Raw genomic sequence first — 26,540 nt, 5'->3', positions numbered from 1 at the left:
CTCGGGGGTCCGGGCCGGGACCGCGCTCAGCTCGCGAGGACCTCTTCCGGGGCGCTCTCGCCCGTCTGCCCCGTCCGGGGCTCGGTCAGCTTCACCGGTGCCGCGGCGGTGTCCCGGTGCGCCGGGTCGCGCACCTCGCCGACCAGCAGTTCCAGTACGTCCTCCAGCGCCACGAGGCCGAGGACCTTGCCCGAGGCGTCCGCCACCTGGGCGAGATGGGTCGCTGCCCGGCGCATCACGGTCAGGGCGTCGTCCAGGGGCAGTTCGGCCCGCAGGGTCGTCATCGGGCGCCACACCTGCTGGGGCACCGCCCGGTCGGAGTCCTCCGCGTCCAGGACGTCCTTGACGTGCAGATAGCCCATGAAGGCGCCGTTCTCCGCGGCCACCGGGAACCGCGAGTACCCGGTGAGGGCGGTCAGCTCGACGATGCGGCCCGGAGTCACCGACGGGTCGACCGTCACCAGGGAGGCCCGGTCGAGCAGCACGTCCGTGACCGGGCGGGAGCCCAGTTCCAGCGCGTCCTCCAGGCGTTCCTGCTCCTCGGGGTCGAGCAGGCCGGCCTGCCCGGAGTCCTCCACCAGGCGGTTCAGCTGCTCGCTGGTGAAGACCGCCTCGACCTCGTCCTTGGGGTCCACACCGAACAGCCTCAGCACCACCCGGGCACAGGCGCCGAGCGCCACCGTGACCGGACGGCACAGCCGGGCGAAGGCGACCAGGCCGGGGCCCAGCCACAGCGCGGTCTTCTCCGGGGCGGCCATGGCCAGGTTCTTCGGCACCATCTCGCCGATGACGAGGTGGAAGAAGACGACGAGGGCGAGCGCGATGACATAGCCGAGGGGGTGGATCACGCCCTCGGGCAGCCGGACCGCCTCGAAGACCGGCTCCAGCAGATGCGCCACCGTCGGCTCGGCCACCGCGCCGAGCGTCAGCGAGCAGACGGTGATGCCGAACTGCGCGGCGGCCATCATCTGCGGCAGCCGTTCCAGTCCGTTGAGGACCTGGCGGGCCCGCGCGGAGCCCAGGGGTTCGATCTGGCTGCGCCGCACGGACACGAGCGCGAACTCGGCGCCGACGAAGAAGCCGTTGGCGAGCACGAGCAGACCGGCGAACAGGAGCTGGAGCAGGCTCATCGGACCGCCTCCGCCGCGGCGGCGGCGTCCGCGGTCCGCACCAGCCGGACCCGTTCGGCGCGGTAGTGGCCGACCTGGCGCACGGACAGCCGCCAGCCGGGCAGTTCGGCCCGGTCCCCGGGGGCGGGGATCCGGCCGAGCAGGTCGGCGACGAGGCCGGCCACGGTCTCGTACGGGCCCTCGGGCACGTCGAGGCCTATGCGCAGGAGGATGTCGACGCGGCAGCTGCCGTCGGCGTCCCAGGCGGGCCGTCCGTCCTCGGGCGGCGCCGCGGCGAGCTCGGGCAGATCGTGGCCGTCGTGCTCGTCGCGGACCTCGCCGACCAGCTCCTCCACGATGTCCTCCAGGGTCACGACCCCGGCCGTGCCGCCGTACTCGTCGACGACGACGGCGATCGGCTGCTCGCTGCGCAGCCGCTCCAGGAGGGGCCGCACCGGCAGCGTCTCCGGGACGAGCAGGGGTGTCTGGGCGATGCGGACGACGGGCGTGCGCAGCCGGTCGTGGGCGGCGACCGCCAGCGCGTCCTTGAGGTGCACCATCCCGACGATCTCGTCGATCCGCTCCCGGTAGACGGGGAAGCGGGACAGACCGGTGGCGCGGGTGAGGTTGACGACGTCCTCGGCGGTGGCCGACGACTGCAGCGCGCTGACCTTCACCCGCGGGGTCATGACGTGCTGCGCGGTCAGGTCGGCGAGGGAGAGGGTGCGCACGAACAGGTCGGCGGTGTCCTGCTCCAGGGTGCCCGCCCGGGCCGAGTGGCGGGCCAGGGAGACGAGTTCGCCGGGGGTGCGGGCGGAGGCCAGCTCCTCGGCGGGCTCGACGCCCAGCGCCCGTACGAGCCGGTTGGCGACGGTGTTGAGGGCGGCGATCACCGGCCTGAACAGGCGGGAGAAGGCATGCTGGGGGCCGGCGACGAAGCGGGCGACCTGGAGCGGCCTGGACACCGCCCAGTTCTTGGGCACCAGTTCACCGACGACCATCTGCACGGCCGAGGCCAGCAGCATGCCGACGACGACGGCGACACCGGGGACGGCTCCTCCGGGGAGGCCGATCGCGGTGAACGGGCCGTGCAGCAACGCGGCGAGAGCCGGTTCGGCGAGCATGCCGACGACGAGCGAGGTGATGGTGATGCCGAGCTGGGTGCCGGACAGCTGGAAGGACAGCTCCCCCAGCGCGTTCACGACCGTACGGGCCCGTCGGTCGCCCTCGGCCGCGGCCTTCTCGGCGTCGGGGCGCTCCACGGTGACGAGGCCGAACTCGGCGGCCACGAAGAAGCCGTTCGCGAGGATCAGCAGGAACGCCGCCCCGAGGAGCAGCAGAGGGATGGTCATGATGCCGCCGCCTCCACGCGCGCGCGGACACGGTCCACGCGTTGTCGGGAGGGGGCGGCGCAGGTACTACAGGACGATCCGTCCATCGCTGGAGGGAGTCACTCCTCGGGTAGCAGGAGCCCCTGCGGCGCGCTCGGCGCGACAGGGGCGGGGGCATGGTGGACGCCTCCGTCCACCAGATTAATCGCGTCGGGGCCCATGACGTCAGGGGCCGAAGCCCCGAGTCGGTCCGGACGTCGTGTGATCTATCCCCGGTCCGGGCCGGCCGTCCGGGACTCGGCGAGCGCGCGCAGCGCGCGGGCGTCGCTGATCGCGCGCTGCCTGGCGATGCCCGGCTGGATGCCGAGGGCGGGCAGGCTGGTGCCGTCGCTGAGGTCGATGAAGACCCAGGGGTCGCCGGGCCGCAGGTTGACCTGGACGATCTCCGCCCAGGCCAGCTGCCTGCGGGCCACGATGTTGACGACGGTGACCCCTCGGTCGTCGGCGACGACCTTCGGCCGGGCGAGCAGGACGAGCACCCCGCACAGCAGCACCGCGACGAGGACGAAGCTCAGGCGCTCCCCCGGCCCGAGCCCGTCGAGCAGGACGGCGACCGCGGTGATGACCGCGAGGATCGCGGCGCCGGCGCTCAGCAGTACGGCGCGGGTGAGGCCCGGCCGGAAGGTGACGGGCAGGGCGGGCAGCCCCGGGTGGTCGGACATGACGTGCTCCGGATCGTGCGGGTCAGAGCCGGCAGGCGTGGATGGCCGTGGTCAGGATGGCCCGCGCGCCGAGGGCGTACAGGTCGTCCATGATGCTCTGGGCCTCCTTGGCGGGGACCATGGCGCGCACGGCGACCCAGCCCTCGTTGTGCAGCGGGGAGACGGTCGGCGACTCGAGACCGGGGGTGAGGGCCACGGCCCGCTCCAGGTGCTCGGCGCGGCAGTCGTAGTCCATCATCACGTACGTCCGGGCGACCAGGACCCCGTGGAGGCGGCGCAGGAACTGCTGCACCTTGGGCTCGTCCGTGTCCGCGCCGGTGCGCCGGATGACGACGGCCTCGGACTTCATGATGGGCTCGCCGACGACCTCCAGGCCGGCGTTGCGCATGGAGGTGCCGGTCTCGACGACGTCGGCGATGATCTGGGCGACGCCGAGCTCGATGGCCGTCTCGACGGCGCCGTCGAGGTGGACGACGGAGGCGTCGACGCCGTTGTCCGCGAGGTACTTGTCGACGATGCCCTCGTAGGAGGTGGCGATCGTCATGCCGCCGAAGTCCGCGACGCCGGTCGCCGTGCCGGGCTTGGCGGCGAAGCGGAAGGTGGAGCGGGCGAAGCCGAGCGGCAGGATCTCCTCGGCGTTCGCGCCCGAGTCGATGAGCAGGTCGCGGCCGGTGAGGCCGATGTCGAGCTTGCCGGAGCTCACGTAGATCGCGATGTCGCGCGGGCGCAGGTAGAAGAACTCGACCTCGTTGACGGGGTCGACGACGACGAGTTCCTTGGACTCCCGGCGCTGCTGGTAGCCGGCCTCATGCAGCATGTCCGCCGCAGGGCCTGACAGGGAACCCTTGTTGGGGACGGCGATGCGCAGCATGAGGTCGGCTTCCTTCGTTCGTTCGGTGCGTGCGGGACGGGTGGGGTGCGGCTCAGAGATGGGCGTACACGTCGTCGAGGGAGATGCCGCGGGCGACCATCATCACCTGGACGTGGTAGAGCAGCTGCGAGATCTCCTCGGCGGCCGCTTCCTTGCCCTCGTACTCGGCGGCCATCCAGACCTCGGCGGCCTCTTCGACGACCTTCTTGCCGATGGCATGGACCCCCTTGCCCACCAGCTCGGCGGTACGGGATGTCGTGGGGTCGCCCTCGGCGGCCTTGTGCTGGAGCTCGGTGAAGAGCTCCTCGAACGTCTTCTTGGACATGGTGCTGCCTACCCTACGCGCAAGTGCCGGTGCCTCAGCGCCAGGGTTCGGATACTGAACGCAGCGTGGCCGCGGTCGAGACGGCCGCCGTCACCGCCTCGTACCCCTTGTCCTCCCTGGACCCCTCGATCCCGGCCCGGTCGAGGGCCTGTTCCTCGGTGTCACAGGTCAGGACTCCGAAGCCGACGGGGACACCGGTCTCGATGGAGACCTGGGTGAGCCCCTGGGTGACGCCTTGGCACACGTACTCGAAGTGGGGAGTGCCGCCCCGGATGACGACGCCGAGCGCCACGACGGCGTCGTACCCGCGGCCCGCGAGCACCTTGGCGACGACCGGGAGCTCGAAGCTGCCCGGGACGCGCAGCAGCGTCGGCTCGTCGATCCCCAGCTCGTGCAGGGCGCGCAGGGCGCCGTCGACGAGGCCGTCCATCACCTTCTCGTGCCACTGCGCCGCGATGACCGCGACGCGCAGGTCGCCGCAGTTGCGTACGGACAGTTCAGGTGCACCCTTGCCGCTCACGTCTCTCCTCAGTGACTTGTTACTGGTTGCCGCAGGCGGACACGGTCGGTGTGTCCAGCCAGGGCAGGTCGTGCCCCATCCGGTCGCGCTTGGTGCGCAGGTACCGGAGATTGTGCTCACCCGCCTGGACGGGCATCGGCTCCCGCGCGGTGACGTCGAGGCCGTGCCGGACGAGCGCGTCCGTCTTGTCGGGGTTGTTGGTCATCAGCCGCAGGCTGCGCACGCCCAGGTCCTCGAGGATCTGCGCGCCCGCGGCGTAGTCGCGGGCGTCGGCGGGCAGGCCGAGCTCCAGGTTGGCGTCGAGGGTGTCCCGGCCGCGCTCCTGCAGTTCGTACGCGCGCAGCTTGGACAGCAGGCCGATGCCGCGTCCCTCGTGGCCGCGCAGGTAGACGACGACACCGCGTCCCTCGTCCTGGATGCGCCGCAGGGACGCCTCCAGCTGGGGACCGCAGTCGCAGCGCAGCGAGTGGAAGACGTCGCCGGTGAGGCATTCGGAGTGGATGCGCACGACGACGTCCCGGCCGTCGCCGATCTCCCCGTGGACCAGGGCGACGTGCTCGACCCCGTCGACGGTGGAGCGGTAGCCGTACGCGGTGAAGTCGCCGAAGGCGGTGGGCAGCCGGACCTCGGCCTCGCGGCGGACGGTGGGCTCCGCGGAGCGGCGGTAGGCGATCAGGTCCTCGATCGAGATGATCGTCAGCCCGTGCTTGCGGGCGAACGGGACCAGTTCGGGCAGCCGCAGCATCCGGCCGTCCTCGCCGGCGATCTCGACGATGGCACCGGCGGGGCGCAGTCCGGCGAGCCGGGCGAGGTCGACGGCCGCCTCGGTGTGGCCGTTGCGGGCGAGGACACCGCCGGGCCTGGCGCGCAGCGGGAAGATGTGGCCGGGGCGGACGAAGTCGGCCGGGGATGCCTCACCGCCGGCGAGCAGCCTGAGCGTGGTGGCGCGGTCGGCGGCGGAGATGCCGGTGGAGACGCCGTGCGCGGCGGAGGCGTCGACGGACACGGTGAACGCGGTCTTCATCGACTCGGTGTTGTCGTCGACCATCTGCGGGAGCCGCAGGCGGTCCAGCTCGGGGCCTTCCATGGGGGCGCAGATGAGGCCGCGGCACTCGCTCATCATGAAGGCGACGATCTCGGGCGTGGCCTTCTCGGCCGCGATGACGAGGTCGCCCTCGTTCTCGCGGTTCTCGTCGTCGACGACCACGACCGGGCGGCCGGCGGCGATGTCGGCGACGGCCTGCTCCACCGGGTCGAGGGCGAAGCCGAGGAGGTCCTGTTCGTGCGCGGTGCTGTACCGGGCGGGCGCCGTGGTCATGCCGGGGCTCCTTCCAGAGCGGGCCGCGTGCTCCTGCGGGAGCGCAGCCACCAGTCGCGCATGCCCCACAGGACGAGCGCGCCGTAGACGACGTAGATGAGACCGGAGAAGGCGAGGCCGCTGCGGAAGTTGAGCGGCACGCCGACGAGGTCGACGAGGAGCCAGGCGAACCAGAACTCGACCATGCCGCGGGCCTGCGCGTACATCGCGGCGAGGGTGCCGACGAAGATGTACGCGTCGGCCCAGGGGCTCCAGGACAGGGACGGGTAGGCGGCGAACAGGCCGCCCACCGCGAGGGTGCCGAGCGCGGCTCCGCCGACCAGGCAGGCCCGCTCGCGCCAGGTGGCGAACCGGACGGCGATGGTGCCGTCCTTCGCGCCCCGCCGGCCCACCGTCCAGGCGCGCCAGCCCCACAGGGCGACGACGATGACGACGAGCTGCTTGCCGACGCCTCCGGCCTGCTGGACGGAGAGGTTGGCGGCGATGAGGACGAGCCCGGACAGCAGCTGGGCCGGCCAGGTCCAGATGTTGCGCAGCCAGCCGAGGGCGAGTGCGGCCAGTCCGACGGTGTTGCCGATCAGGTCGGACCAGATGATGTGCTGGCCGAAGGCCGTGAAAGCCTGGGAGTTGAGCCAGTTCACCGTGAGCTCTCCTCGCCCTTGGCGGCCAGCAGCCGCTCGACGTACTTGGCGATGACGTCCACTTCGAGGTTGACCGGGTCGCCGGGCTGCTTGTGGCCGAGCGTGGTCAGCGCGAGGGTGGTCGGGATGAGGCTGACGGTGAAGTGGCCGGGTCCGGCGTCGACGACGGTCAGGCTGATGCCGTCGACGGTGATGGAGCCCTTCTCGACCACGTAGCGGGAGAGGCCGGCGGGGAGGGAGATGCTGACGATCTCCCAGTGGTCGGACGGCTTGCGCTCGATGATCTCGCCCGTGCCGTCGACGTGGCCCTGCACGATGTGGCCGCCGAGACGGGCGCCGACCGCGGTGGGCCGTTCCAGGTTGACGCGGGAGCCGGCGACGAGTGCGCCGAGGCTGGAGCGGTTCAGTGTCTCCGCCATGACGTCGGCGGTGAACTCGTCGCCCTCGTGGTCCACGACCGTGAGGCAGACCCCGTTCACGGCGATGGAGTCGCCGTGCCGGGCACCCTGCGTGACGACGGGGCCGCGCAGACGGAAACGGGAGGCGTCGCCGAGGTTCTCGACGGCGGTGACCTCACCCAGCTCTTCGACGATTCCGGTGAACACTTCCCGGGTCCTCCTGCCTCTTCGGGCACGGACTCCGGGGCCTGTCGATGACGACAGCATGAGCGGACCGCGACACTCCGGGCGATGCCGCGTGAGAGACCCGTCCCCTGAGGGACACGTCGCAACAGACGGCAGCGCGCACGAATGCCCGCCCGCCGCGCACTGCCTCCCATCCGGACTTTAACCGTCGGTCCAGGAATTTCACCTGGTCAACCGGCCGCTGGAAGCGGCCGGGTCGCGGACTGTAACCGCCGGTTCGGAATTTCACCGACCCCGGAGTGCGCTGCTACTGGTACAGGGTCAGTGTGCCACGCCGCGCCGACCGCCATGCGGGTGAATCGCTGTGGGCTGGCTCACAGGGCGCGCCGGTGGACTTCCCCGGCTGCCGGAAGGCGACAATTCCCTTGCGGGCGCACCCTCTTGCGGCTGGTCCATACCTATTGACGGTGTGGTCTAGTCCTCTTAGGGTCGGCGGTCATCACCGGGCGGCGTCCGGGCCGTGGGCGACCGGCGGTCACCACCGGTCGCGATCCGGCTCCGCGCACGCGGGAGCCGCCCGCCCCCACGAGCGACCCGGCGGCGGTGACGACGGCCCTTGCCCCGCCGCCGGGTCCCCTCCGGGCTTCCACCCGCGACGGCGCTCAGCGTCCCCGGGGCGCGAACAGGTCGTCCTGGGCGCCGTCGCGGGCCGTCAGCAGCGCGCCGCGCAGTACGGCGCCGCCCCCCAGGGTGCTCGGCCGCACCTCGACGGGCAGCGGCGACATCCGCTCCACCCGCTCCGCCACCCGCCGCGCGAGTTCCGCGCCGCCCGCCTGCCCGACCTCGCCGCCCAGCACGACGCATCCCGGGTCGAGCACGGCGACGACCGAGGCGGCGCCGACGGCGATCCGGTCCGCGAGCACGTCGAGGAACGCCTCGGCGGCCGGACGGTCCGCCCCGCCGTCCGACACCGCGGAGACGGCCTCGCGCACGAGGACGGCGGCGGCAGGTTCGCCGCCGCGGGCGCGGGCCGTGAGGCCGTGAACGGCGGCGAGAGCGGCGATCCCGGCGGCCCCGGCGAGCGAGTGGAAGCCGCCCCCGCAGTCCGTCGCCGAGGGGAGCTTCGGGGTGCCGGGGACCGGCAGGAAGCCGATCTCCCCGGTGCCGCCGGAGGCTCCCCGGCGCAGTGCGCCGTCGAGCACGACGGCCGCTCCGGTGCCGTGGCCGAGCCAGAGCAGGACGAAGGTGTCGCGGTCGCGGGCCGCGCCGTCGCGCTGCTCCGCCAGGGCGGCGAGATTGGTCTCGTTCTCCACGATGACCCGGGCCGCCAGACGCTCGTGGAGGGCGGACCCGAGGCGCCGGTGCCACTCGGGCAGGCCGGTGGAGTCGCGCAGTTCGCCGGTGGCCGGGTCGATCAGGCCCGGAGCGCCGATCCCGACGGTGTGCAGACGCTCGGCGCCGGCCTCCTTGACGGTGCGTTCCACCAGGGCGAGAGCCTGCTCGACCGCGTTCCCGGTGCCGGTGTCGTCGCCGATGGGCACGGACGCCTCGGCGAGCACCCTGCCGACCAGGTCGGAGACGAGGACCCGCACGCCTTCGGTGCGGACATCGAGGGCGGCGAGATGGGCGCGGTCGGCGACGATGCCGTACAGCCGGGCGTTCGGGCCTCGCCGCCGGCTGTCCGACTCCCCCACGTCCGCGATCAGCCCGGCGGCCGCGAGGCGTTCGACGAGGTCGGCGACCGTGGGCCGGGACAGTCCGGTGAGCTGCTTCAACTGCCCGGCGGTCAGCGGGCCCTGTTGCTGGAGCAGCCGCAGGGCCAGCCGGTCGTTGATCGCCCGGGCGGTGCTCGGAGATGCGGGCATGCCGGGATCCTCCCAGATCGCCGGAAGCCGTCCGCGCGGGCCCCCGGAGCGGTCGCGCCGGGCGTCCCGCCCGGCCGTCCCCCCGCCCCGTTTCTATCAGGCAGGGTTCCTGCTAGTTTACGCCCGGCAGTGTGGCAACGGAGCCGGGAGGGGCCGGGAAACGATGAGTGATGTGATCTACGACCTGCGCGAGGTGAAACGCGCGCGGTACGCCGTGGCCGCCGTGTTCGCGGTGCACGGCGCCGTCACGGGCTCGTTCGCGACCCGGGTGCCCTGGATCCAGGACCACGCCGGGATCAGCGCCGGGCAGCTCGGTCTCGCGCTCGCCTTCCCGGCGATCGGCGCGTCCCTGGCGATGCCCCTGGCGGGGCGGATCAGCCACCGGTTCGGCGCCCGCGCGGCGCTGCGCGGACTGCTCTCGCTGTGGACGCTGGCGCTGATCCTGCCGTCGCTCGCGCCGAACCTGTACACGCTCTGCCCGGCCCTGTTCGTCTACGGCGCGACGGCCGGCATGTCGGACGTCGCGATGAACGCCCTGGGCGTCGAGGTCGAGAACCGCCTGGACAAGTCGATCATGTCGGGGCTGCACGGTCTGTGGAGCGCGGGCGCGCTGACCGGCTCGGCGGCCGGCACCATCGCGGCGCACCTGGGCTCGGACGCGCGGCTGCACCACGCGCTGGCGGCCGTCGTGCTGACGGCCGCGGGACTGGTCGCCTGCGGCTGGGTCCTCGACCTGCGGCCGACCGAGGACGAGGAGCCGCCGCCCCGGTTCACCCTGCCGCCCAGGTCGGCGCTGCTCATCGGCGCCATCGGCTTCTGCGCGGTGTTCGCGGAGGGCGCGAGCCTGGACTGGTCGGCGGTCTACCTCCGCGACCAGCTGGAGACCTCGGCCGGACTCGCGGCGGCCTCCACCACGGGCTTCACCCTCACCATGGCCGTCGCCCGGATCGCCGGCGACCGTGTCGTGGACCGGTTCGGCGCCGTACGGACCGTCCGGGTGAGCGGCCTCTTCGCGGCGCTCGGCGGACTGCTGATCGTGGTGGCGGGCCATCCCGCGGTCGCGATGGCCGGGTTCGCGCTGATGGGCCTCGGCATCGCGGTCGTCGTCCCGCTCTGCTTCGCCGCGGCCGGGCGCAGCGGACCCAACCCCAGCCAGGCCATCGCGGGCGTCGCCACCATCACGTACACCTCGGGGCTGGTCGCGCCGAGCGCCATCGGCACGCTCGCCCAGGCGACCAGTCTCGTCGTGTCGTTCGGCCTGGTGACCGTGCTGGCGTGCGGCCTCACCGCCTTCGCGGGCGTGCTGCGCGCGGGCGACCGGAACCGGCCGAGGATCAGCCGTCCGAGCGCAGCAGTCCCCGACCCACGGCCCTGAACCTCTCGCTCCACGGCGCCGGCCGCAGCGTGCCGGCGTCGAGGCGGACCAGGACCCGGGTGCCGTGCGCGTACGTCGTGGCACCGTCGGCCGAGCAGAAGCGGAAGCCGTACGTCAGTCCGGTGGTGCCGAGCCGGTCGAGCCAGAGGTGGACGGCGTAGGCGCCGGGGCGGTTCACCGGGACGTCGTAGCTGACGCGCAGCTCCCTGACGGCGTTGCAGAAGTCGCCCGCCGCCTCCCAGTCGCCCTCGAAACCGAAGCCGTGCTCGTGCCAGAGCGCGGCCCAGGCGCGCTCGACCATCACCGGGTAGCGGGCGTTGTGCAGCAGCCCGAGCGCGTCCAGGTCGTCGAAGTGGACGGTGACGGGGACGATCCGCCCGTACGAGAGGGCGGGGGCGGTCGGGGCTTCGGCGGTCACGGCGGGACTCCTGGGACGTGCGGGCGCGGGACTCGTACAGGGCGAGGTTCCGTGCGGGGACTGCGGGCCGGAGGGTGTCCGACACCCCCTGCTGCCCGGCCGGGGTGGCCGGGGACAGCCGCCCGGGTGGCCGGAAACGCACCCCCATCCTAAGCGGACGCTCAGCCACTCCTCCGGCGGGTCCGGCCCGGTCCGGCCGCCGAACGCGTCCCGGAGGCACCCGACGGCCCCGGACGCGGCCCCGCATACACTCCCCAGGGTCTTCGGGCACACGGGAGGCACCAGGGCCGGCTGCACGGGAGCCGGCACGAGGACCGGCACGACGAGCAGCACGGACGCGCTGTCCCGGGCGCCGCACCGCGCGCTGCGCACAGCACTACGGAAGCGGAAACTCACCATGGATCTCGGCGTGCGCTGGAAGCTGCACGGTGACGGGCGCACGCCCGCGCCCGGAGCGGTGGTCCGCCCCGACGAACGGCTCTCGTGGCCCCGTACCGTCGGTCTCGGCGCCCAGCACGTGGTGGCGATGTTCGGGGCGTCGTTCGTCGCCCCGGTCCTCATGGGCCTCGATCCGAACCTCGCGATCATGCTCTCCGGGGTCGCCACCGTCATCTTCCTGCTCGCCACGCGCGGCCGGGTGCCCAGCTACCTCGGCTGCTCCCTCTCCTTCGTCGGCGTCGCCGCCGTCATCCGCGCGCAGGGCGGCACGAGCGCGACGGTGACCGGCGCGGTCCTGGTGGTCGGCGTCGCGCTGTTCCTGGTGGGACTCGCCGTGCAGCGCTTCGGGGCACGGATCATCCACGCCGCGATGCCGCCGATCGTCACCGGCGCGGTCGTGATGCTGATCGGCTTCAACCTGGCGCCGGTCACCGCGTCCACGTACTGGCCGCAGGACCAGTGGACCGCGATCCTCGTGATGCTGTTCACCGGTCTGGCGGTGGTGTGCCTGCGCGGTTTCCTCTCCCGTATCGCGATCTTCCTGGGCCTGGTCTTCGGCTACGCCGTCTCCTGGGTCTTCGACCGGGTCTTCGGCCGCATCCACTCGGTGGACGCGTCCGGCAAGCTCACCGACCACTGGCGCCTGGACCTGTCCGGCGTGGGCCGGGCGGACTGGATCGGCCTGCCCTCCTTCCACGGGCCGAGCTTCGAGTGGTCGGCGGTGCTGGTCGCGCTGCCCGTCGTGATCGCGCTGGTCGCCGAGAACGCGGGCCACGTCAAGGCGGTCGGCGAGATGACCGGCGAGGCGCTGGACGACCGGCTGGGCACCGCGATCTCGGCGGACGGCGTCGCCTCCGTGCTCTCCACCGCCCTGGGCGGCCCGCCCAACACCACGTACTCCGAGAACATCGGCGTGATGGCGGCGACCCGGGTCTACTCGACCGCCGCGTACTGGGCGGCGGCCGGCTTCGCGCTCGTCTTCGGCGTCTGCCCGAAGTTCGGCGCGATCGTCGCCGCGATCCCCGGCGGGGTGCTCGGCGGCATCACCGTCATCCTGTACGGGATGATCGGCCTGCTCGGCGCCCAGATCTGGCTCAACGCCCGGGTGGACCTGCGCAACCCGCTGAACCTGGTGCCCGCCGCCGCGGGCATCGTCATCGGCGTCGGCAACGTCACGATGAAGTTCACCGACACCTTCACGCTGAGCGGGATCGCGCTCGGCACGCTGGTCGTCATCACCGGCTACCACGTGCTGCGCGCGCTGGCCCCCGCGCACCTGAAGTCGCAGGAACCCCTGCTGGACTCGGGTACGTCGTCGTACGACGAGAAGGACGGCGCGGGCCAGGACCGGCGCGCCGGCTCGTAGCCGCGCACGGCGTAGGACGCCCCTCGGGCACCGGCCGCGGGCCCGCGGTGGCGGCCACTCCCCCGGCGGCACGCGTTCCCCCGTTCCGGGGAAGCCCGCGGTCGGGCGGCACCGCGGCGGCCCCCGCACTGGGACGCTGCCGCCATGGTGCTGTCGGAACGGACCGAGGTCCCCCTGCGCGGGATCGACGCGGTGGTGGGGTGGATGCGCGCGCTCGGCGCGGCGCTGCCTGAGCGGGACGGGGTCGCGGTCTTCAACCGCGTCTACCTCACCGTCACCGAGGAGGTGGCCCGGCGGGTGGACGACGGGCACTTCACGGATCCCGGGGCCGCCCTCACCCTGGACGTCCGCTTCGCCGAGCGCTACCTGGCGGCCGTCGGCGCGGACGCCGGCGGGGGCCGTCCGCCCGCCTGCTGGCGTCCCCTCTTCCAGTTCCGCCGTCATCCCGGCGTACGGCCGCTGCAGTTCGCCCTCGCGGGCGTCAACGCGCACATCGGGCACGACCTCGCGCTCGCCGTGGTCGACGCCTGCCGCACGCTCGGCTGCGAACCGGCCGATCTGGAGGACGAGTTCGACCGCGTGGGCGAGCTCCTCGTCTCGCTGGAGGAACGGGTCCGCGAGGATCTGATGCCGGGGCCCGACCTCCTCGAGATCGCCGACCCGCTCACGCATCTGCTCGGCTCGTGGAGCCTGGAGCGGGCCCGGGAGGCCACCTGGTCGGCGGCCCGCGCGCTGTGGGCGCTGCGCGATCTGCCCGACGTGGCCGGGGAGTTCGCCGGACGGCTCGACGCGGCGGTCGGCCTGACCGGCCGGATGCTGCTCACCCCGCTGCCGGACTGATCCGGCCACCGGTCGCGCGGGCGCCGAGAACTCCCGTACCGCCGCTGTACGTTGGCCCGAAGGCACCCGACGGCGAAGGAGCACGCAGGCGATGACGGCCCGGCTCGGACTCGGACTCCCGCAGACCAAGCAGTACGACCTCGGACGGGACGTGCCCGACGTGGCCCGCGCCGCCGAACGGATCGGGTACGAGAGCCTGTGGGTCTTCGAACGGGCGCTGTTCCCCGAACCCGCGACCCAGGGCCTCTACGGCGTCGAGGGGCTGCCCTGGCCGGAGCGGTACCGGGGCGTCGCCGAACCCCTGGTGACACTGACGCTGGCCGCGGCGGCCACCGAGCGCGCCCTGCTCGGCACCAGCGTGCTGGTCGCCCCGCTGCACGTGCCCTTCCAGCTGGCCAGGTCCCTCGCCACGCTCGACGCGGCGAGCGGCGGCCGGGTCGTCGCGGGCCTGGGCACCGGCTGGTCGCACGACGAGTACGCGGCGGCCTCGGTGCGGCCGTTCGAGGAACGCGGCCGGGTCCTGGACGAGGTCATCGAGGTCTGCCGGGCCGTGTGGGGACCCGATCCGGTCGTCCACGACGGGCGGCTCAGCCGGATCACGTCGGCCGCGGTCGGCCCGAAGCCCGCCCGGCCCATCCCGATCCTGCTGGCGGCCAGGAGCGGCCGGGCCCGGCGGCGCCTCGTCGACCACGCCGACGGCTGGCTGCCGGTGGCCACCGGAGCCGGGCCGCTGGCCGAGCAGTGGCGGCGGCTGCGGGAGCCGGCCGCCGAGCGGGGCCGCACCGAGCCGCTGCGGACCGTGCTGCGCGCCAACGTCTGGTACACGCCGAAGCCGTACGAGGGCGCCGGCCGGCGCCCCTTCCAGGGCGGCGTCGCGCAGATCGTGGAGGACCTGGCGGCGCACGCCGGGGTCGGCCTCGACGAGATCCTCCTCGACGTCCAGGGCACCCCGCGCGACGCGGAGGAACTGAAGGACGTGGCCGCCGAGCTGTACGCGGCGGCCCGGGCCGCCGGGGTCTGAACGGCGTCCGGCACCGGCGGCCGCGTACCGGCTCGGGCTCAGTCCTCGGGCAGCTCCACCGGGGCGATCTCGTCGTAGACGTCGCCCGGGCCGGGGTTGGTGGGGTCCGTCGTCCCGCCGAGCTGGTGCATGACGCCCCAGACGGCGTTCAGCGCGGTCTGCACGGCGCCCTCCGCCCAGCCGGCCGTCCAGGAGATGTCGTCGCCGGCCAGGAAGATGCCGCGCTTGTCCTCGGGCAGCGTCTCCTGCATGAAGTGGGTGAACAGGCGGCGCTGGTAGCGGTAGTGACCGGGCAGGTTGGCCTTGAACGCGCCCATGAAGTAGGGCTCGTTCTCCCAGGAGACCGTCACCGGGTTGCCGATGACGTGCTTCCTGATGTCGACGTTCGGGTAGATCTCGCCGAGGGACTTCAGCATGACCTCCATCCGCTCGTTCGCGGACAGCGGCAGCCACTTCAGGCTGTCGTCGCACCAGGTGTAGGAGAGGCAGATGACGGCGGGCCTGTCCGGGCCGTCGTCGAGGAGGTAGGTGCCGCGGGTCATGCGGTCGGTGAGCGTCATCGACATGACGTCCCGTCCGGTCGGGTTTCCCCTGTCGTCGACGGCCTTGTCGAGCCAGAACGGCCGGTCGACGGGCACGAAGAGCTTGCTCGACTCCATGTAGTGCGTGCGCTCGATCGCGGTCCAGTGGTCGATCGGGAAGAGCGAGTCGTCGCAGGCGATCTTGGAGAGCAGCATCCAGGACTGGGCGGTGAAGATCGCCGCCTCGAAGGTGCGGATGTCGCCGGAGGCGTCGGTGACCGTGATGCGGTTGCCCGCGGTGCGGTTCAGCCGGGTCACGGCCGGGCGCGGGTCGCCGCCGTGCAGCGACGCCAGCGACGTGCCGTACGCCCAGTGCACGATCTTCTCGGGCTCGCGCTCCCAGAGCCTGAGCGGCAACTGCTGGGAGCCGCCGACGATGCCGCGGTGGTGGTCGTCGGCCTCGGTGTAGACGACGCGCAGGATCTCCAGGATGGAGTTCGGGAAGTCGGTGTCCCAGCCGCCGGTGCCGAAGCCGACCTGGCCGAAGATCTCGCGGTGCCGGAAGGACCTGAAGGCCTCCGAGTCGCAGAGGAAGCCGTAGAAGGTCTGGTTGTCGAGCTTCTCGACGAGCTTCGCCCAGATCTCGCGGATGCGCGGCACGTCGCGCTCGCGCATCGCCCGGTTCATGTCGGAGAAGTCGGCGCCGTCCTCGAGGCAGGCGTTCCAGGCCGCCGCGACCTGGCGGTAGACCTCGGGCAGGTCGTCGATCGTCTCCGCGTAGTGCGACTCGCCCTTGAGGTCGACGACGGTCGAGGGCGTGGCCTCGGAGAGCGGATTGGGGAACGGGCTCGTCTTCAGGCCGACCAGGTCGATGTAGTGCTGCAGGGCCGTGGAGGACGGCGGGAAGCGCATGGCGCCCATCTCGGCGGTCAGCGAGGGGTCGCAGCCGTCGAAGCCGACCGTGCGCAGCCGGCCGCCGATCCGGTCGGCCTCGTAGACGACGGGCTTCAGGCCCATCTTCATCAGCTCGTAGGCGGCGACGATGCCGGACAGACCGCCGCCGATGACCGCGACCTCGGTGCCGTGCCCGGTCGCGGGTATCTGGCCGATCCCCGCGGGGTGCGCGAGGAAGTCGTCGTACGCGTAGGGGAAGTCCGGGCCGAACATGGTGATCGGCGGCTGCTGCGCGTCGGCGTGCTGGACGGCGTTGGGCACGGTGGACGTCATGGGGTACGGACTCCTTGCGCGAAAGCTGTTCGAGGTGAGGGAAGGGCGGCCGGGCTCAGACGAGCGGCCCGTAGAGACCGGGGCGGCGGTCCTTCAGATACGGGTTCTGCTCGCGCGAGGCCGAGAGGAACGCGGGGTCGGTGTCGCCGAGGACGAGCTCCTCGCCCCGGCCGGCGCGGGCGCGCGGGACCCCGTCGGGCCCGGCCAGCGTGGAGAGCCCGACGAACTCGAAGTCGCCCTCGGGGCCGGTCCGGTTGACGTACGCGATGTACATCTGGTTCTCGAAAGCGCGCACCGGGACGACCGACTCGGCGACGAACTGGAACGGGTGCATCTGCGCGGTCGGCACCAGCAGCAGGTCCGTTCCGGCGAGGGCGTGCGCGCGCACGTTCTCCGGGAACTCCACGTCGTAGCAGATCATCAGGCCGATCCGCAGTCCGCCGAGCTCCGCCTGCACCACCGGTTCGTCGCCCGGAGTGAAGTGCTCGCGCTCGAAGCAGCCGAAGAGGTGGGTCTTGCGGTAGTTCGCGACGCGGGTGCCGTCGGCGCCGATCAGCTGGAGGGCGTTGTGGACGAGACCGGTGTCGAAGCCCCGCTCGGGGTAGCCGTAGGCGATCGCGAGGCCGTGCCGGCCGGCGACGGCGGCGACCGCGTCGGCGATGGAGCCGTCCGCCGGTTCGGCGAGGCGGGCCAGGCCGTCGCCGATCGCGTACCCGGTCAGGAACAGCTCCGAGGTCACGAGCAGCCCGGAGCCCGCGGCGGCGGCACGGCCGGCTGCCTCGTCGAGAACCTCGAGGTTCTTGTCGACGGAGCCGGGGTGGCCGGAGCTCTGGAGCAGGGCGGTGCGCATGCGTGTTCCTCACCGGTACGGAGGTTCGGGGGCCGGATTAGACGGTACGGTCGGCCGGCGCGGGCGGACAAGGCGGCAGCGTTGCGCGTCGGCGGGAGGATCGTTGCGTCCGTCGCGGGCGAAGCGGCGATTCGTTGCGCGCCCGCCGGACGCGTCGGCCCCCACGGCGGACACGCCGGTGGGGGCCGCGCCCCTGACGGTGACGCCGGGGCGGTCGGAGGTCCGGGTTCGTCCCGTCCGGGCCGGCGCGGGGCGGTGCGGGGCGGTGCGGGCCGGTCGCCCGGACCGGATCCGGGCCAGTCCTGTCCCGTCTAGGTCGGCGAACCCGACGAGAAGCGGCGCAGGAGCGGTGAGAGGACCAGCACCGACTTGGTGCGCTCGACGAACGGCTCCCCGGCGATCCGCTCCAGGACCCGTTCGAAGTGGCGCATGTCCGAGGCGAAGACCTGGACGACCGCGTCCGCCTCGCCGGTGACGGTGGAGGCGGCCACGACCTCCTGGTACCGCTCCAGGCCCCGCTGGATGGTCTCCGGCGAGGTGTTGCGCCGGCAGTAGATCTCGACGAACCCCTCGGTCTCCCAGCCGAGCGCCGCCGGGTCGACCCGGACGGTGAAGCCGGTGATGGCGCCGGTGGCGCGCAGCCTGTCCACGCGCCGCTTGACGGCGGGCGCGGACAGGCCGACCAGCTGGCCGATGTCGGAGTAGGAGCGACGGGCGTCCTCGGCGAGGGCGTGCACGATGCGTTCGTCGAGATGGTTCAGCAAGGCGGGCGGTTCACTTCTGTGCGATGACTGCGGTGTCGGCGGTGCCGGTGGGGTCGCCGGCGGCCAGCCGGGAGCGCCGGTGGCCGTAACCGAAGTAGACCACGAGCCCGACGGCCATCCAGATTCCGAAGACCACCCAGGTGACGGCGGACAGGCTGCCCATCATCCACACGCAGAAGGCGAAGCCCAGCGCGGGCACCACCGGGGACAGCGGGACCCGGAAGGTACGGGGCATCTCCGGGCGCGTCCGGCGCAGCACCACGACGGCGACGTTGACCAGGGCGAAGGCGAAGAGCGTGCCGATGCTGGTGGCGTCGGCGAGCTGGCCGAGCGGGACGGCCGCGGCGAGGACGCCGCAGAACAGCGACACGATGACGGTGTTGGCGCGCGGCGCACCGGTCTTCGGGTGGACGCGGGAGAAGACCTTGGGCACGAGTCCGTCGCGGGACATGGCGAACAGGATGCGGGTCTGGCCGTAGAGGACGGTCAGGACGACGCTGGCGATGGCGATGACGGCGCCCGCGGCGAGCAGCGTGCCCCAGACGGTGTCGCCGGTCACGTTCTCCATGATCCCGGAGAGCGCCGCCTCCGAGTCCGTGAACCCCTTCCAGGGCTTGGCGCCGACGGCGATGGCGGCGACCAGGACGTACAGGGCCGTCACGATGACGAGCGAGAGCATGATCGCGCGGGGCAGGTCGCGCTGGGCGTTCTTCGCCTCCTCACCGGCGGTGGAGGCGGCGTCGAAGCCGATGTAGGAGAAGAACAGCGTGGCGCCGGCGGCGCTGACGCCCCCCATGCCCATCGGCATGAAGTTCTCGTAGTTGCCGGAACGGAAGCCCTGGACGCCGATGGCGCAGAAGAGCAGCAGCGCGGCGATCTTCACCATGACCATGATCGTGTTGGCGCGCGCGGACTCCTTGGCGCCGCCGAGCAGGAACGCCATGGCGAGCAGCACGACGATCAGCGCGGGCAGGTTGAAGATCCCGCCGTCGCCGGGCGGGGCGGAGAGGGCGTCGGGGATGGTGACGCCGATGGTGCCGTCCAGGAACTCGTTCAGGTACTCGCCCCAGCCGACCGCGACGGCGGCGACGGACACGCCGTACTCGAGGACGAGACACCAGCCGCAGATCCAGGCGATGAGCTCGCCGAGGGTGGCGTAGGCGTACGAGTAGGAGGAGCCGGAGACCGGGATGGTGCCCGCGAGCTCGGCATAGGAGAGCGCGGAGAACAGCGCCGTGAGGCCCGCGATCACGAAGGAGAGGGTGACCGCCGGTCCGGCCTTGGGGACCGCCTCGCCGAGGACCACGAAGATGCCGGTGCCGAGGGTGGCGCCGATGCTGATCATCGTCAGCTGCCACAGGCCGAGGGAGCGCCGCAGGCTGCCGCCCTCGCCCTGACCGCCCTCGGCGACCAGCCGTTCGACGGGCTTGCGGCGCATCAGACGCGCGCCGAGCCCGGGGGGCGAGGGGGCGGGATGACTGCGGGACTGCGGGGGTGCGCCTTGGTCGAGCACGCGTCGGCTCCTTCATCGCTGCCGGTCAGGGCGGCGAGGACCGGCGGCACCCCCTGGCAGCGGGGACCCACCGAGCGGGGTCCTCGCCACGCCACGTACAGCGCATGACCCTACGAGCCCGGCCTTCCGGGCGTAATGCAGCAGCCTTGCGCGTTGGTGCAGGATCGTTGCGTTCATCGCGGCCGGGTGGAGGTTCGTTGCGCCGTCCGTTTCGATGGTTGCGCACGGGCGGGCAGGACCGTTTTCCGGCCGTCCGGCGAGGGCTCGCGCCGGGACCGCCCGGGCCCCCGCCGTCCGGTCCGGGACGGCAGGGGCCGCGCGGGAAGGCGGCGCGGGGCGGGTCAGCTCCAGCTGGCGTGCAGCGGCTTGCCCTCGGCGTAGCCGGCGGCGCTCTGGACGCCGACGATCGCGTGCGCGGAGAACTCCTCGAGGGAGCCCGCGCCCGCGTAGGTGCAGGCGGAGCGGACGCCCGCGATGATCGAGTCGATCAGGTCCTCGACGCCCGGGCGGGCCGGGTCGAGGAACATCCGCGAGGTGGAGATGCCCTCCTCGAAGAGGCTCTTGCGGGCGCGGTCGTACGCCGACTCCTCGCTCGTGCGGTTGCGCACGGCACGGGCCGAGGCCATGCCGAACGACTCCTTGTAGAGCCGTCCGCTCGCGTCCTGCTGGAGGTCGCCCGGGGACTCGTACGTGCCCGCGAACCAGGAGCCGATCATGACGTTGGACGCTCCGGCGGCCAGGGCCATGGCGACGTCGCGCGGGTGGCGGACCCCGCCGTCGGCCCAGACGTGCTTGCCGTACTTCTTCGCCTCGGCGGCGCACTCCAGGACGGCGGAGAACTGCGGGCGGCCCACGCCGGTCATCATGCGCGTGGTGCACATGGCGCCCGGTCCGACGCCGACCTTGATGATGTCCGCGCCGGCCTCGATGAGGTCGCGCACGCCCTCGGCGGCGACGATGTTGCCCGCGGCGATCGGGACCTTCGGGTCCAGCGCGCGCACGGTGCGGATCGCGGCGATCATCGACTCCTGGTGCCCGTGGGCGGTGTCGATCACCAGGGTGTCGACGCCCGCGTCGAGCAGCTGCTTGGCCTTGCCCGCGACGTCGCCGTTGATGCCGACGGCGGCGGCGATGCGCAGCCGGCCGTTCGCGTCGGTGGCGGGCGTGTACAGCGTGGCGCGCAGGGCGCCCTTGCGGGTGAGGATGCCCGCGAGCCTGCCGTCGCCGTCCACGGCGGGGGCGTAGCGGCGGTTGGCGCCGTCCAGCCGGTTGAAGGCCTCACGGGGCGCGATGTCCGCGTCGAGGAGCAGCAGGTCCCGGGACATGACCTCGGACAGCTGGGTGAAGCGGTCGACGCCGTTCAGGTCGGCGTCGGTGACCACACCGACCGGCCTGCCGTCCTCGTCGACGACGACGCCCGCGTTGTGCGCCCGCTTGGGCAGCAGCGCCAGCGCGTCGGCGACGGTCTGGTGGGGTGCGAGCACGATCGGGGTGTCCAGCACCAGATGACGGCCCTTGACCCAGGAGACGACCTCGGTGACGACCTCGTTCGGGATGTCCTGCGGGATGACGACGAGGCCGCCGCGGCGGGCCACGGTCTCCGCCATCCGGCGTCCGGCGATCGCGGTCATGTTGGCGACGACCAGCGGGATCGTGGTGCCCGTGCCGTCGGGGGAACCGAGGTCCACGCCCTGACGGGAGCCGACCGCCGAGCGGTTCGGCACCATGAAGACGTCGTCGTACGTGAGGTCGTACGGGGGCTGGATGTCGTTGAGGAAACGCACGTGCTGCACATCCCAGTCGATCAGAGGTGGCCCCCGGACAGGTCAGCCAGGGGGAAGAGCACGTACTTCATTCTCCCACGGCGACCCGGCAGCGGTCCCCGGGCTGATCATCCAGGCAGGTCGGAGGGGCCTTCGGCGGATCCTCCAAGCGAGGGCACGGCGGCGCCACGGCGCCGGGGACGGCGTCGTCGGACCCGCCGCCCGGGGCCCGGACCGTCCGCGCGCCCCCGGCGGAGACCGGCCGTCGCCCCGGCGCCACCCGGCCCCGGGGACGTCGTGGCGACCGGCCGCGCCGCCGCTCAGGGGCCGTCGGGGTCCGCCCGGTTCAGGGCCGGGCGCGGTGCCGGACCCGCGGTCATCAGGGAGTCCGCCGCCGAGGTGTCGGTGACGAGGCTGGTGACGAGCCCCGAGCGGAGCACCGCGTCGATCGCCGCCGCCTTGCGCTGTCCGCCCGCGATCGCCACCACCTCGGGGATGCGCCGCAGCCGGTCGGCCTCGACCGTGATGCACCGCTCCCCCAGGTCCCGGCCGATCCGCCGGCCCTCGGCGTCGAAGAGGTGCGCGGACATCTCGGCGGCCACACCGAGCGAGGCGTAGTGGGCGCGCTCCTCGTCGCTGAGCATGTCGTGCACCGTGGAGATGCCGGCCTCCCAGGACCCGATGGACACACAGGCGACCGTGACCTTGTCGAAGTACTCGAAGGCGCGGGCGATGCCCGTCTGGTGGCGCAGCGCACCCGCGGTGGCGGCGTCCGGCAGCAGCATCGGCGCGTAGATGGGGTGCGCGTCGCCGCCCGACACCTGGGCCGCCCGCCGTACCGCCTCCACCGAGCCGCGCTCCGCGGTCCCCGCGTCGTACACGCCGGTCAGCTGCACCACCGTGCACGGCGGGAGCCGGTCGAGGGCCGCCGCCATGTGAATGGTGGAGCGGCCCCAGGCGAGGCCCAGCACGTCGCCCTCGTTGACCAGCTCGCCGAGCAGGTCGGCGGCCACCTCCCCGAGGTTCTCCGGGTCGGGCGACTCCTCGGCGTCGGCCGGGGACTCGACCACGACGGCGTGCCGGAGTCCGTAGCGGGCGCGCAGCGCGTCCGAGCGCTCCGCGTCCAGTTCGGCGGGGACACGGATCTCGATCCTCACCAGATCCCGTTCGAGGGCGGTCTCCAGGACCCGGGCCACCTTGAAGCGGCTGACGCCGAACTCCTCGGCGATCTGGATCTTGGACTTCCCCTCGAGGTAGAAGCGGCGGGCCATGGCCGCCGCCTGCACCAGCTCAGCGGGTCCCATCCGCATGGACGACCGGCCCGCCGACATACCCGACACGGCGCTCTCCTCACTGCTGTTCACACTCTGGACTCGCCGTTCATCCTTGCAGATCCGGCGTACTTGATCAGCCCTGATGGGCGCCGTTCACGTTCTCTTGGTTCAGTGGCCGCACGCCCAGGACGCCGCGGCCGTCGCCCCCTCCGCCCGGTCGCGCAGTGCGCGTACCGCCTCGGCCGGGTCCTGCGCCCCGTAGACCGCCGAGCCGGCGACGAAGACGTCCGCCCCCGCGTCGGCGCACCGCTCGATGGTGGAGGCCGAGACTCCGCCGTCGACCTGCAGCCAGAGTTCGAGTCCGTGCTTGCCGATCAGCTCCCGGGTCCTGCGGATCTTGGGCAGCATGATGTCCAGGAACGCCTGGCCGCCGAAGCCGGGCTCGACCGTCATGATCAGCAGCATGTCGAGCTCGGGCAGCAGATCCTCGTACGGCTCGACGGGCGTCGCCGGCTTCAGCGCCATGGAGGCGCGGGCGCCCTTGGCCCTGATCTCCCGCGCGAGCCGCACCGGCGCGGCGGCCGCCTCGACGTGGAAGGTGACGGAGCCGGCGCCCGCCTCCACGTACCGCGGCGCCCAGCGGTCGGGGTCCTCGATCATCAGGTGGCAGTCCAGCGGGGTGTCCGTCGCACGGGCCAGCGACTCCACGACGGGCACCCCGAGCGTGAGGTTCGGGACGAAGTGGTTGTCCATCACGTCGACGTGGAGCCAGTCGGCTCCCTCCACCGCCTTCGCCTCCTCCGCGAGGCGGGCGAAGTCGGCGGACAGGATGCTGGGGTTGATCTGCGCGGCCATGCCCCCAGCCTCCCATGCCCGCGGCGCCCCCGGTCGGCCGGTCCGCACCCCGGACGGCCCGGGTTCCGCCCCGGGCGGCCCCGGTCACGCCGTCCGGCGGAGCAGGGCCAGGTACATCGCGTCCGTTCCGTGCAGGTGTGGCCACAGTTGTACGTCGGGGCCGTCGCCCAGGGCCGGCACGTCCGGCAGCAGCGGGCGGGCGTCGACCGGTTCGGCCGCGCCGTCGTAGTGCTTGAGGACGTCGTCGACGACGGCCCGGGTCTCCGCGAGGTGCGGGGAGCAGGTCGCGTAGCCGACGACGCCGCCGACGCGTACCGAGTCCAGCGCGGTGCGCAGCAGCCCGCGCTGGAGCGGCGCGAAGCCGTCCAGGTCCTCGGGACGGCGCCGCCAGCGGGCCTCGGGACGGCGGCGCAGGGCGCCGAGCCCGGTGCAGGGGACGTCCACCAGCACGCGGTCGAAGGTGCCGGGGCGCCACGGCGGCCGCGTGCCGTCCGCGGCGACGACCTGGTACGGGCCGGGGTTGCCGGCCAGGGCCTTGGCGACGAGTCCGGCGCGGTGGGGCTGCTTCTCGGAGGCGAGCAGCACGGCGCCGCGCTCGGCGGCGAGCCCGGCCAGCATGGCGGCCTTGCCGCCGGGGCCCGCGCAGGCGTCCAGCCACTTCTCGTCGCGCCCGTCGAGCGGGGCGTTGGCGAGGGCGAGCGCGACCAGCTGGCTGCCCTCGTCCTGGACTCCGGCCCGGCCCGCGCGCACGGCGTCGAGGGCGCCCGGTTCGCCGCCCTCGGTGAGCCGGACCGCGTACGGCGACCAGCGGCCGGGCAGACCGGCCTCCTCGCCGATCCCGTCGAGGAGTTCGGCGGCGGTGGAGCGGCCGGGGCGGGCGACCAGGGTCACCTCGGGCCGTTCGTTGTCCGCGTCGAGCAGGTCCTCGATGCCGGCCCGGCCGCCGCCGAGCGCGTCCCAGAGGGCGGAGACGATCCAGCGCGGATGCGCGTGCACGACGGCGAGATGGTCCTCGGGGTCCTCGTCGTACGGCGGGGCGACACGCTCCAGCCAGCCGTCCAGGTCGTGCTGCGCGACCTTGCGCAGCACCGCGTTCACGAACTTGGCGCGGCCGTCGCCGAGGACGACCCGGGCGAGGTCGACGGTCGCGGACACGGCGGCGTGCGTCGGGATACGGGTGCCGAGGAGCTGGTGGGCGCCCAGACCGAGCACGTCGAGGACCGGCGGGTCGACCTCGCGCAGCGGGCGGTCCACGCAGGCCGCGACGATCGCGTCGTAGGTGCCCTGGCGGCGCAGCGTCCCGTAGACCAGCTCGGTCGCCAGTGCCGCGTCGCGCCCGTCGAAGTCGCCCTTCTCGCGCGCCTTGCGCAGCAGCGGCGGCAGGACGAGGTTGGCGTACGCGTCGCGTTCGTCCACGGCCCGCAGCGCCTCGAAGGCGAGGACGCGGACGGGGTCCTTGTGCGGACGGCGGTGGGGCTTGCCCGGCTTGCGGGGCCGACGGGACTGCTCGCTCACGAAGAAGGTGCTCCGGATCCTGGATGACGTGTCCGTCCAGCCTACGTCGCGGCCGGGAGGGGTTCTCCGCCCCGGTGGCGGGCCGGACGCCGCCGGCGGTCAGGGCCTGTCCGGCGGATCGAGTCGCAGGAGGCCGGCGGTGCCTGGTCAGCGCCGGTGAGCGGGGGGTGGTGCGTGCGGCTGCAAGGCGGAGGAGGGCGGCATGGCTGAGCCGTGGGGCACCTCCCCGCTCGAGCGCGGCCGGGAGCTTGGGGGAGACCGACGACAACGCGGCGAGGTGCGGTGCCGGGCCCCGCGGGCCCGGCCTGATCCGAACGGGAGGCCCTATTGGGCGCCGACCGTCTCGCCCGTGGCGATGCGGACCCCGCGCGCCCAGTCGGCGGCGCGCATCGGCTTCTTGCCCTGGGCCTGGACCCAGAGCAGCTCGACGGCGTGCGAGCCGGTGCCGACGTGGACGCTGTTCTTGCCGACGGCGAGTGCGCCGGGGGCGAGGTCGGTGCGGTCCGGGGCGGGCACGGTCTGGATGAGCTTGAGCCGCTCGCCGCGGAAGACGGTCCACGCGCCGGGGGCGGGCGTGCAGCCCCTGACGACCCGGTCGACGCGCAGCGCGGGGGCGCCGAAGTCGACGTGCGCGTCCTCGACGGTGATCTTCGGGGCGAGGGAGACGCCGTCGGCGGGCTGCGGCAGGGCCTTGAGGGTGCCGTCCTCGATGCCGTCCATGGTGGCGGTGAGCAGTCCGGACCCGGCGAACGCGAGACGGGTCAGCAGGTCTCCGCTGGTGTCGGTGGGACGGACCTCCTCGGTGACCGTCCCGTAGACCGGGCCGGAGTCGAGCCCTTCCTCGATCAGGAAGGTGGAGGCGCCGGTGATCTCGTCGCCGGCCATGATCGCGTGCTGCACGGGGGCCGCGCCGCGCCAGGCGGGCAGCAGGGAGAAGTGCAGGTTGACCCAGCCGTGGACCGGGACGTCCAGGGCGACGCGGGGCAGCAGCGCGCCGTAGGCGACGACGGGACAGCAGTCCGGGGCGATCTCCCGCAGCCGCGCCAGGAACGCCTCGTCCCGCGGCTTCGCCGGCTTCAGCACCTCGATCCCGGCCTCCTCGGCCCGCTCGGCGACCGGGCTGGCCACGAGGCGGCGTCCCCGGCCCGCGGGGGCGTCGGGGCGGGTGACCACGGCGGCGACCTCGTGCCGCCCGGAGGCGATCAGGGCGTCCAGAGCGGGGACGGCGACCTCGGGGGTGCCTGCGAAGACGAGCTTCATGGGAAGCGGTGGGCCTCTCGGACGTGGACGACGGCGGTGCCGCCCTCACCACGGCGGACAGGCCGCCGAGCGGAATCGGCGGACGGCCCGGCCGACGGGGAGCGGCGGACGGCGCACCAGTCTATGAGGCGGGCACGCGGCGGTGGTCCAGGGCGTCGCGCCGGCGTCCGGCCCTCCTCCTCCGCAGGCGCGCGTGAGCCGGTTGCCGCGGGGCGTACGCGTGCCCGCACGCGCGCCCCGCGCATATGCCCGTA

The 26,540-nt window shown here is 73.2% G+C and carries 24 protein-coding genes and 1 riboswitch; of the genes, 4 read left to right on the top strand and 20 right to left on the bottom strand.

What is annotated here, in order from left to right:
* Window positions 1–26: 26 nt before the first annotated feature.
* The 10 genes from ACFY93_RS04510 to ACFY93_RS04465 all read right to left on the bottom strand — a co-directional run bounded on the left by ACFY93_RS04510 (window position 27) and on the right by ACFY93_RS04465 (window position 9,286).
* Window positions 27–1,130, bottom strand: a complete 1,104-nt coding sequence (locus tag ACFY93_RS04510) for a CNNM domain-containing protein (RefSeq protein WP_391353495.1) — start codon at window positions 1,128–1,130, stop codon at window positions 27–29.
* Window positions 1,127–2,461, bottom strand: a complete 1,335-nt coding sequence (locus ACFY93_RS04505; protein ID WP_391353494.1) for a CNNM domain-containing protein — start codon at window positions 2,459–2,461, stop codon at window positions 1,127–1,129. The genes ACFY93_RS04510 and ACFY93_RS04505 overlap by 4 nt, the downstream gene beginning before the upstream one ends.
* A gap of 245 nt (window positions 2,462–2,706) precedes the next feature.
* Window positions 2,707–3,162 (bottom strand): PH domain-containing protein, encoded by a 456-nt coding sequence (locus ACFY93_RS04500; RefSeq protein WP_391353492.1) that lies wholly within the window; start codon window positions 3,160–3,162, stop codon window positions 2,707–2,709.
* A gap of 22 nt (window positions 3,163–3,184) precedes the next feature.
* Complete coding sequence (gene hisG / locus ACFY93_RS04495; protein WP_391353490.1) at window positions 3,185–4,033, bottom strand: ATP phosphoribosyltransferase; 849 nt, start codon at window positions 4,031–4,033, stop codon at window positions 3,185–3,187.
* A gap of 52 nt (window positions 4,034–4,085) precedes the next feature.
* Window positions 4,086–4,358 (bottom strand): phosphoribosyl-ATP diphosphatase, encoded by a 273-nt coding sequence (locus ACFY93_RS04490; protein ID WP_391353488.1) that lies wholly within the window; start codon window positions 4,356–4,358, stop codon window positions 4,086–4,088.
* 34 nt (window positions 4,359–4,392) lie between these two features.
* Window positions 4,393–4,878, bottom strand: coding sequence for a 6,7-dimethyl-8-ribityllumazine synthase (ribH, locus tag ACFY93_RS04485; protein ID WP_391353486.1), 486 nt, complete (start codon window positions 4,876–4,878; stop codon window positions 4,393–4,395).
* Between the two features lie 19 nt (window positions 4,879–4,897).
* Window positions 4,898–6,196 carry a bifunctional 3,4-dihydroxy-2-butanone-4-phosphate synthase/GTP cyclohydrolase II gene (locus ACFY93_RS04480; RefSeq protein WP_391353485.1) on the bottom strand — a complete coding sequence of 433 codons (1,299 nt, stop codon included), beginning with the start codon at window positions 6,194–6,196 and terminating at the stop codon, window positions 4,898–4,900.
* Window positions 6,193–6,837 (bottom strand): nicotinamide mononucleotide transporter, encoded by a 645-nt coding sequence (locus tag ACFY93_RS04475; RefSeq protein ID WP_391353483.1) that lies wholly within the window; start codon window positions 6,835–6,837, stop codon window positions 6,193–6,195. The genes ACFY93_RS04480 and ACFY93_RS04475 overlap by 4 nt, the downstream gene beginning before the upstream one ends.
* The gene (locus ACFY93_RS04470; RefSeq protein WP_391353482.1) at window positions 6,834–7,442 is read right to left on the bottom strand and encodes a riboflavin synthase; all 609 of its coding nucleotides are present in this window, start codon (window positions 7,440–7,442) and stop codon (window positions 6,834–6,836) included. The genes ACFY93_RS04475 and ACFY93_RS04470 overlap by 4 nt, the downstream gene beginning before the upstream one ends.
* A 155-nt stretch (window positions 7,443–7,597) precedes the next feature.
* A riboswitch (FMN riboswitch) is annotated at window positions 7,598–7,728 on the bottom strand.
* Window positions 7,729–8,083: 355 nt separating this feature from the next.
* Window positions 8,084–9,286, bottom strand: a complete 1,203-nt coding sequence (locus ACFY93_RS04465; RefSeq protein WP_391353480.1) for an ROK family protein — start codon at window positions 9,284–9,286, stop codon at window positions 8,084–8,086.
* Window positions 9,287–9,449: 163 nt separating this feature from the next.
* Between ACFY93_RS04465 and ACFY93_RS04460 the strand changes: the two genes are divergently transcribed.
* A complete protein-coding gene (locus ACFY93_RS04460; protein ID WP_391353478.1) occupies window positions 9,450–10,661 on the top strand; it encodes an MFS transporter in 1,212 nt (403 codons plus the stop codon).
* Here ACFY93_RS04460 and ACFY93_RS04455 read toward each other — a convergent pair.
* Window positions 10,621–11,079 carry a thioesterase family protein gene (locus tag ACFY93_RS04455; RefSeq protein ID WP_391353476.1) on the bottom strand — a complete coding sequence of 153 codons (459 nt, stop codon included), beginning with the start codon at window positions 11,077–11,079 and terminating at the stop codon, window positions 10,621–10,623. The genes ACFY93_RS04460 and ACFY93_RS04455 overlap by 41 nt on opposite strands.
* 397 nt (window positions 11,080–11,476) lie before the next feature.
* Here ACFY93_RS04455 and ACFY93_RS04450 point away from each other — a divergent pair, with 397 nt between their 5' ends.
* The 3 genes from ACFY93_RS04450 to ACFY93_RS04440 all read left to right on the top strand — a co-directional run bounded on the left by ACFY93_RS04450 (window position 11,477) and on the right by ACFY93_RS04440 (window position 14,744).
* Entirely contained in the window at window positions 11,477–12,883 is a 1,407-nt protein-coding gene (locus ACFY93_RS04450; protein WP_391353475.1) for a solute carrier family 23 protein, read from the top strand.
* 144 nt (window positions 12,884–13,027) lie between these two features.
* Window positions 13,028–13,723 (top strand): DUF5995 family protein, encoded by a 696-nt coding sequence (locus ACFY93_RS04445; protein ID WP_391353474.1) that lies wholly within the window; start codon window positions 13,028–13,030, stop codon window positions 13,721–13,723.
* 91 nt (window positions 13,724–13,814) lie between these two features.
* Window positions 13,815–14,744, top strand: coding sequence for a TIGR03619 family F420-dependent LLM class oxidoreductase (locus ACFY93_RS04440; RefSeq protein WP_391353473.1), 930 nt, complete (start codon window positions 13,815–13,817; stop codon window positions 14,742–14,744).
* A 38-nt stretch (window positions 14,745–14,782) separates the two neighbouring features.
* Here the strand turns inward: ACFY93_RS04440 and ACFY93_RS04435 are convergent, their stop codons facing one another.
* The 9 genes from ACFY93_RS04435 to fmt all read right to left on the bottom strand — a co-directional run bounded on the left by ACFY93_RS04435 (window position 14,783) and on the right by fmt (window position 26,286).
* Complete coding sequence (locus ACFY93_RS04435) at window positions 14,783–16,492, bottom strand: FAD-dependent oxidoreductase (RefSeq protein WP_391353472.1); 1,710 nt, start codon at window positions 16,490–16,492, stop codon at window positions 14,783–14,785.
* A 55-nt stretch (window positions 16,493–16,547) separates the two neighbouring features.
* On the bottom strand, window positions 16,548–17,342 hold the full coding sequence (locus ACFY93_RS04430) for a nitrilase-related carbon-nitrogen hydrolase (RefSeq protein ID WP_391353471.1): 795 nt from the start codon (window positions 17,340–17,342) through the stop codon (window positions 16,548–16,550).
* Between the two features lie 311 nt (window positions 17,343–17,653).
* Window positions 17,654–18,106: an AsnC family transcriptional regulator gene (locus ACFY93_RS04425; RefSeq protein WP_391353469.1), complete on the bottom strand. Its 453-nt coding sequence runs from the start codon at window positions 18,104–18,106 to the stop codon at window positions 17,654–17,656.
* Window positions 18,107–18,116: 10 nt separating this feature from the next.
* Window positions 18,117–19,619: an amino acid transporter gene (locus tag ACFY93_RS04420; protein ID WP_391353467.1), complete on the bottom strand. Its 1,503-nt coding sequence runs from the start codon at window positions 19,617–19,619 to the stop codon at window positions 18,117–18,119.
* Window positions 19,620–19,960: 341 nt separating this feature from the next.
* Entirely contained in the window at window positions 19,961–21,403 is a 1,443-nt protein-coding gene (locus ACFY93_RS04415) for a GuaB1 family IMP dehydrogenase-related protein (protein WP_391353603.1), read from the bottom strand.
* A 299-nt stretch (window positions 21,404–21,702) separates the two neighbouring features.
* Window positions 21,703–22,746, bottom strand: a complete 1,044-nt coding sequence (locus ACFY93_RS04410; protein WP_391353466.1) for a sugar-binding domain-containing protein — start codon at window positions 22,744–22,746, stop codon at window positions 21,703–21,705.
* Window positions 22,747–22,824: 78 nt separating this feature from the next.
* Entirely contained in the window at window positions 22,825–23,511 is a 687-nt protein-coding gene (gene rpe / locus ACFY93_RS04405; protein WP_391353465.1) for a ribulose-phosphate 3-epimerase, read from the bottom strand.
* Between the two features lie 84 nt (window positions 23,512–23,595).
* A complete protein-coding gene (locus ACFY93_RS04400) occupies window positions 23,596–25,026 on the bottom strand; it encodes a transcription antitermination factor NusB (RefSeq protein ID WP_391353463.1) in 1,431 nt (476 codons plus the stop codon).
* Window positions 25,027–25,350: 324 nt separating this feature from the next.
* Complete coding sequence (gene fmt / locus ACFY93_RS04395; RefSeq protein WP_391353461.1) at window positions 25,351–26,286, bottom strand: methionyl-tRNA formyltransferase; 936 nt, start codon at window positions 26,284–26,286, stop codon at window positions 25,351–25,353.
* Window positions 26,287–26,540: the final 254 nt, after the last annotated feature.

Source organism: Streptomyces sp. NPDC008313 (assembly GCF_042956125.1).
GTDB lineage: Bacteria > Actinomycetota > Actinomycetes > Streptomycetales > Streptomycetaceae > Streptomyces.
Note: the sequence above shows the minus strand (reverse complement) of the source record. Positions and strands in the feature narration are given on the sequence as shown.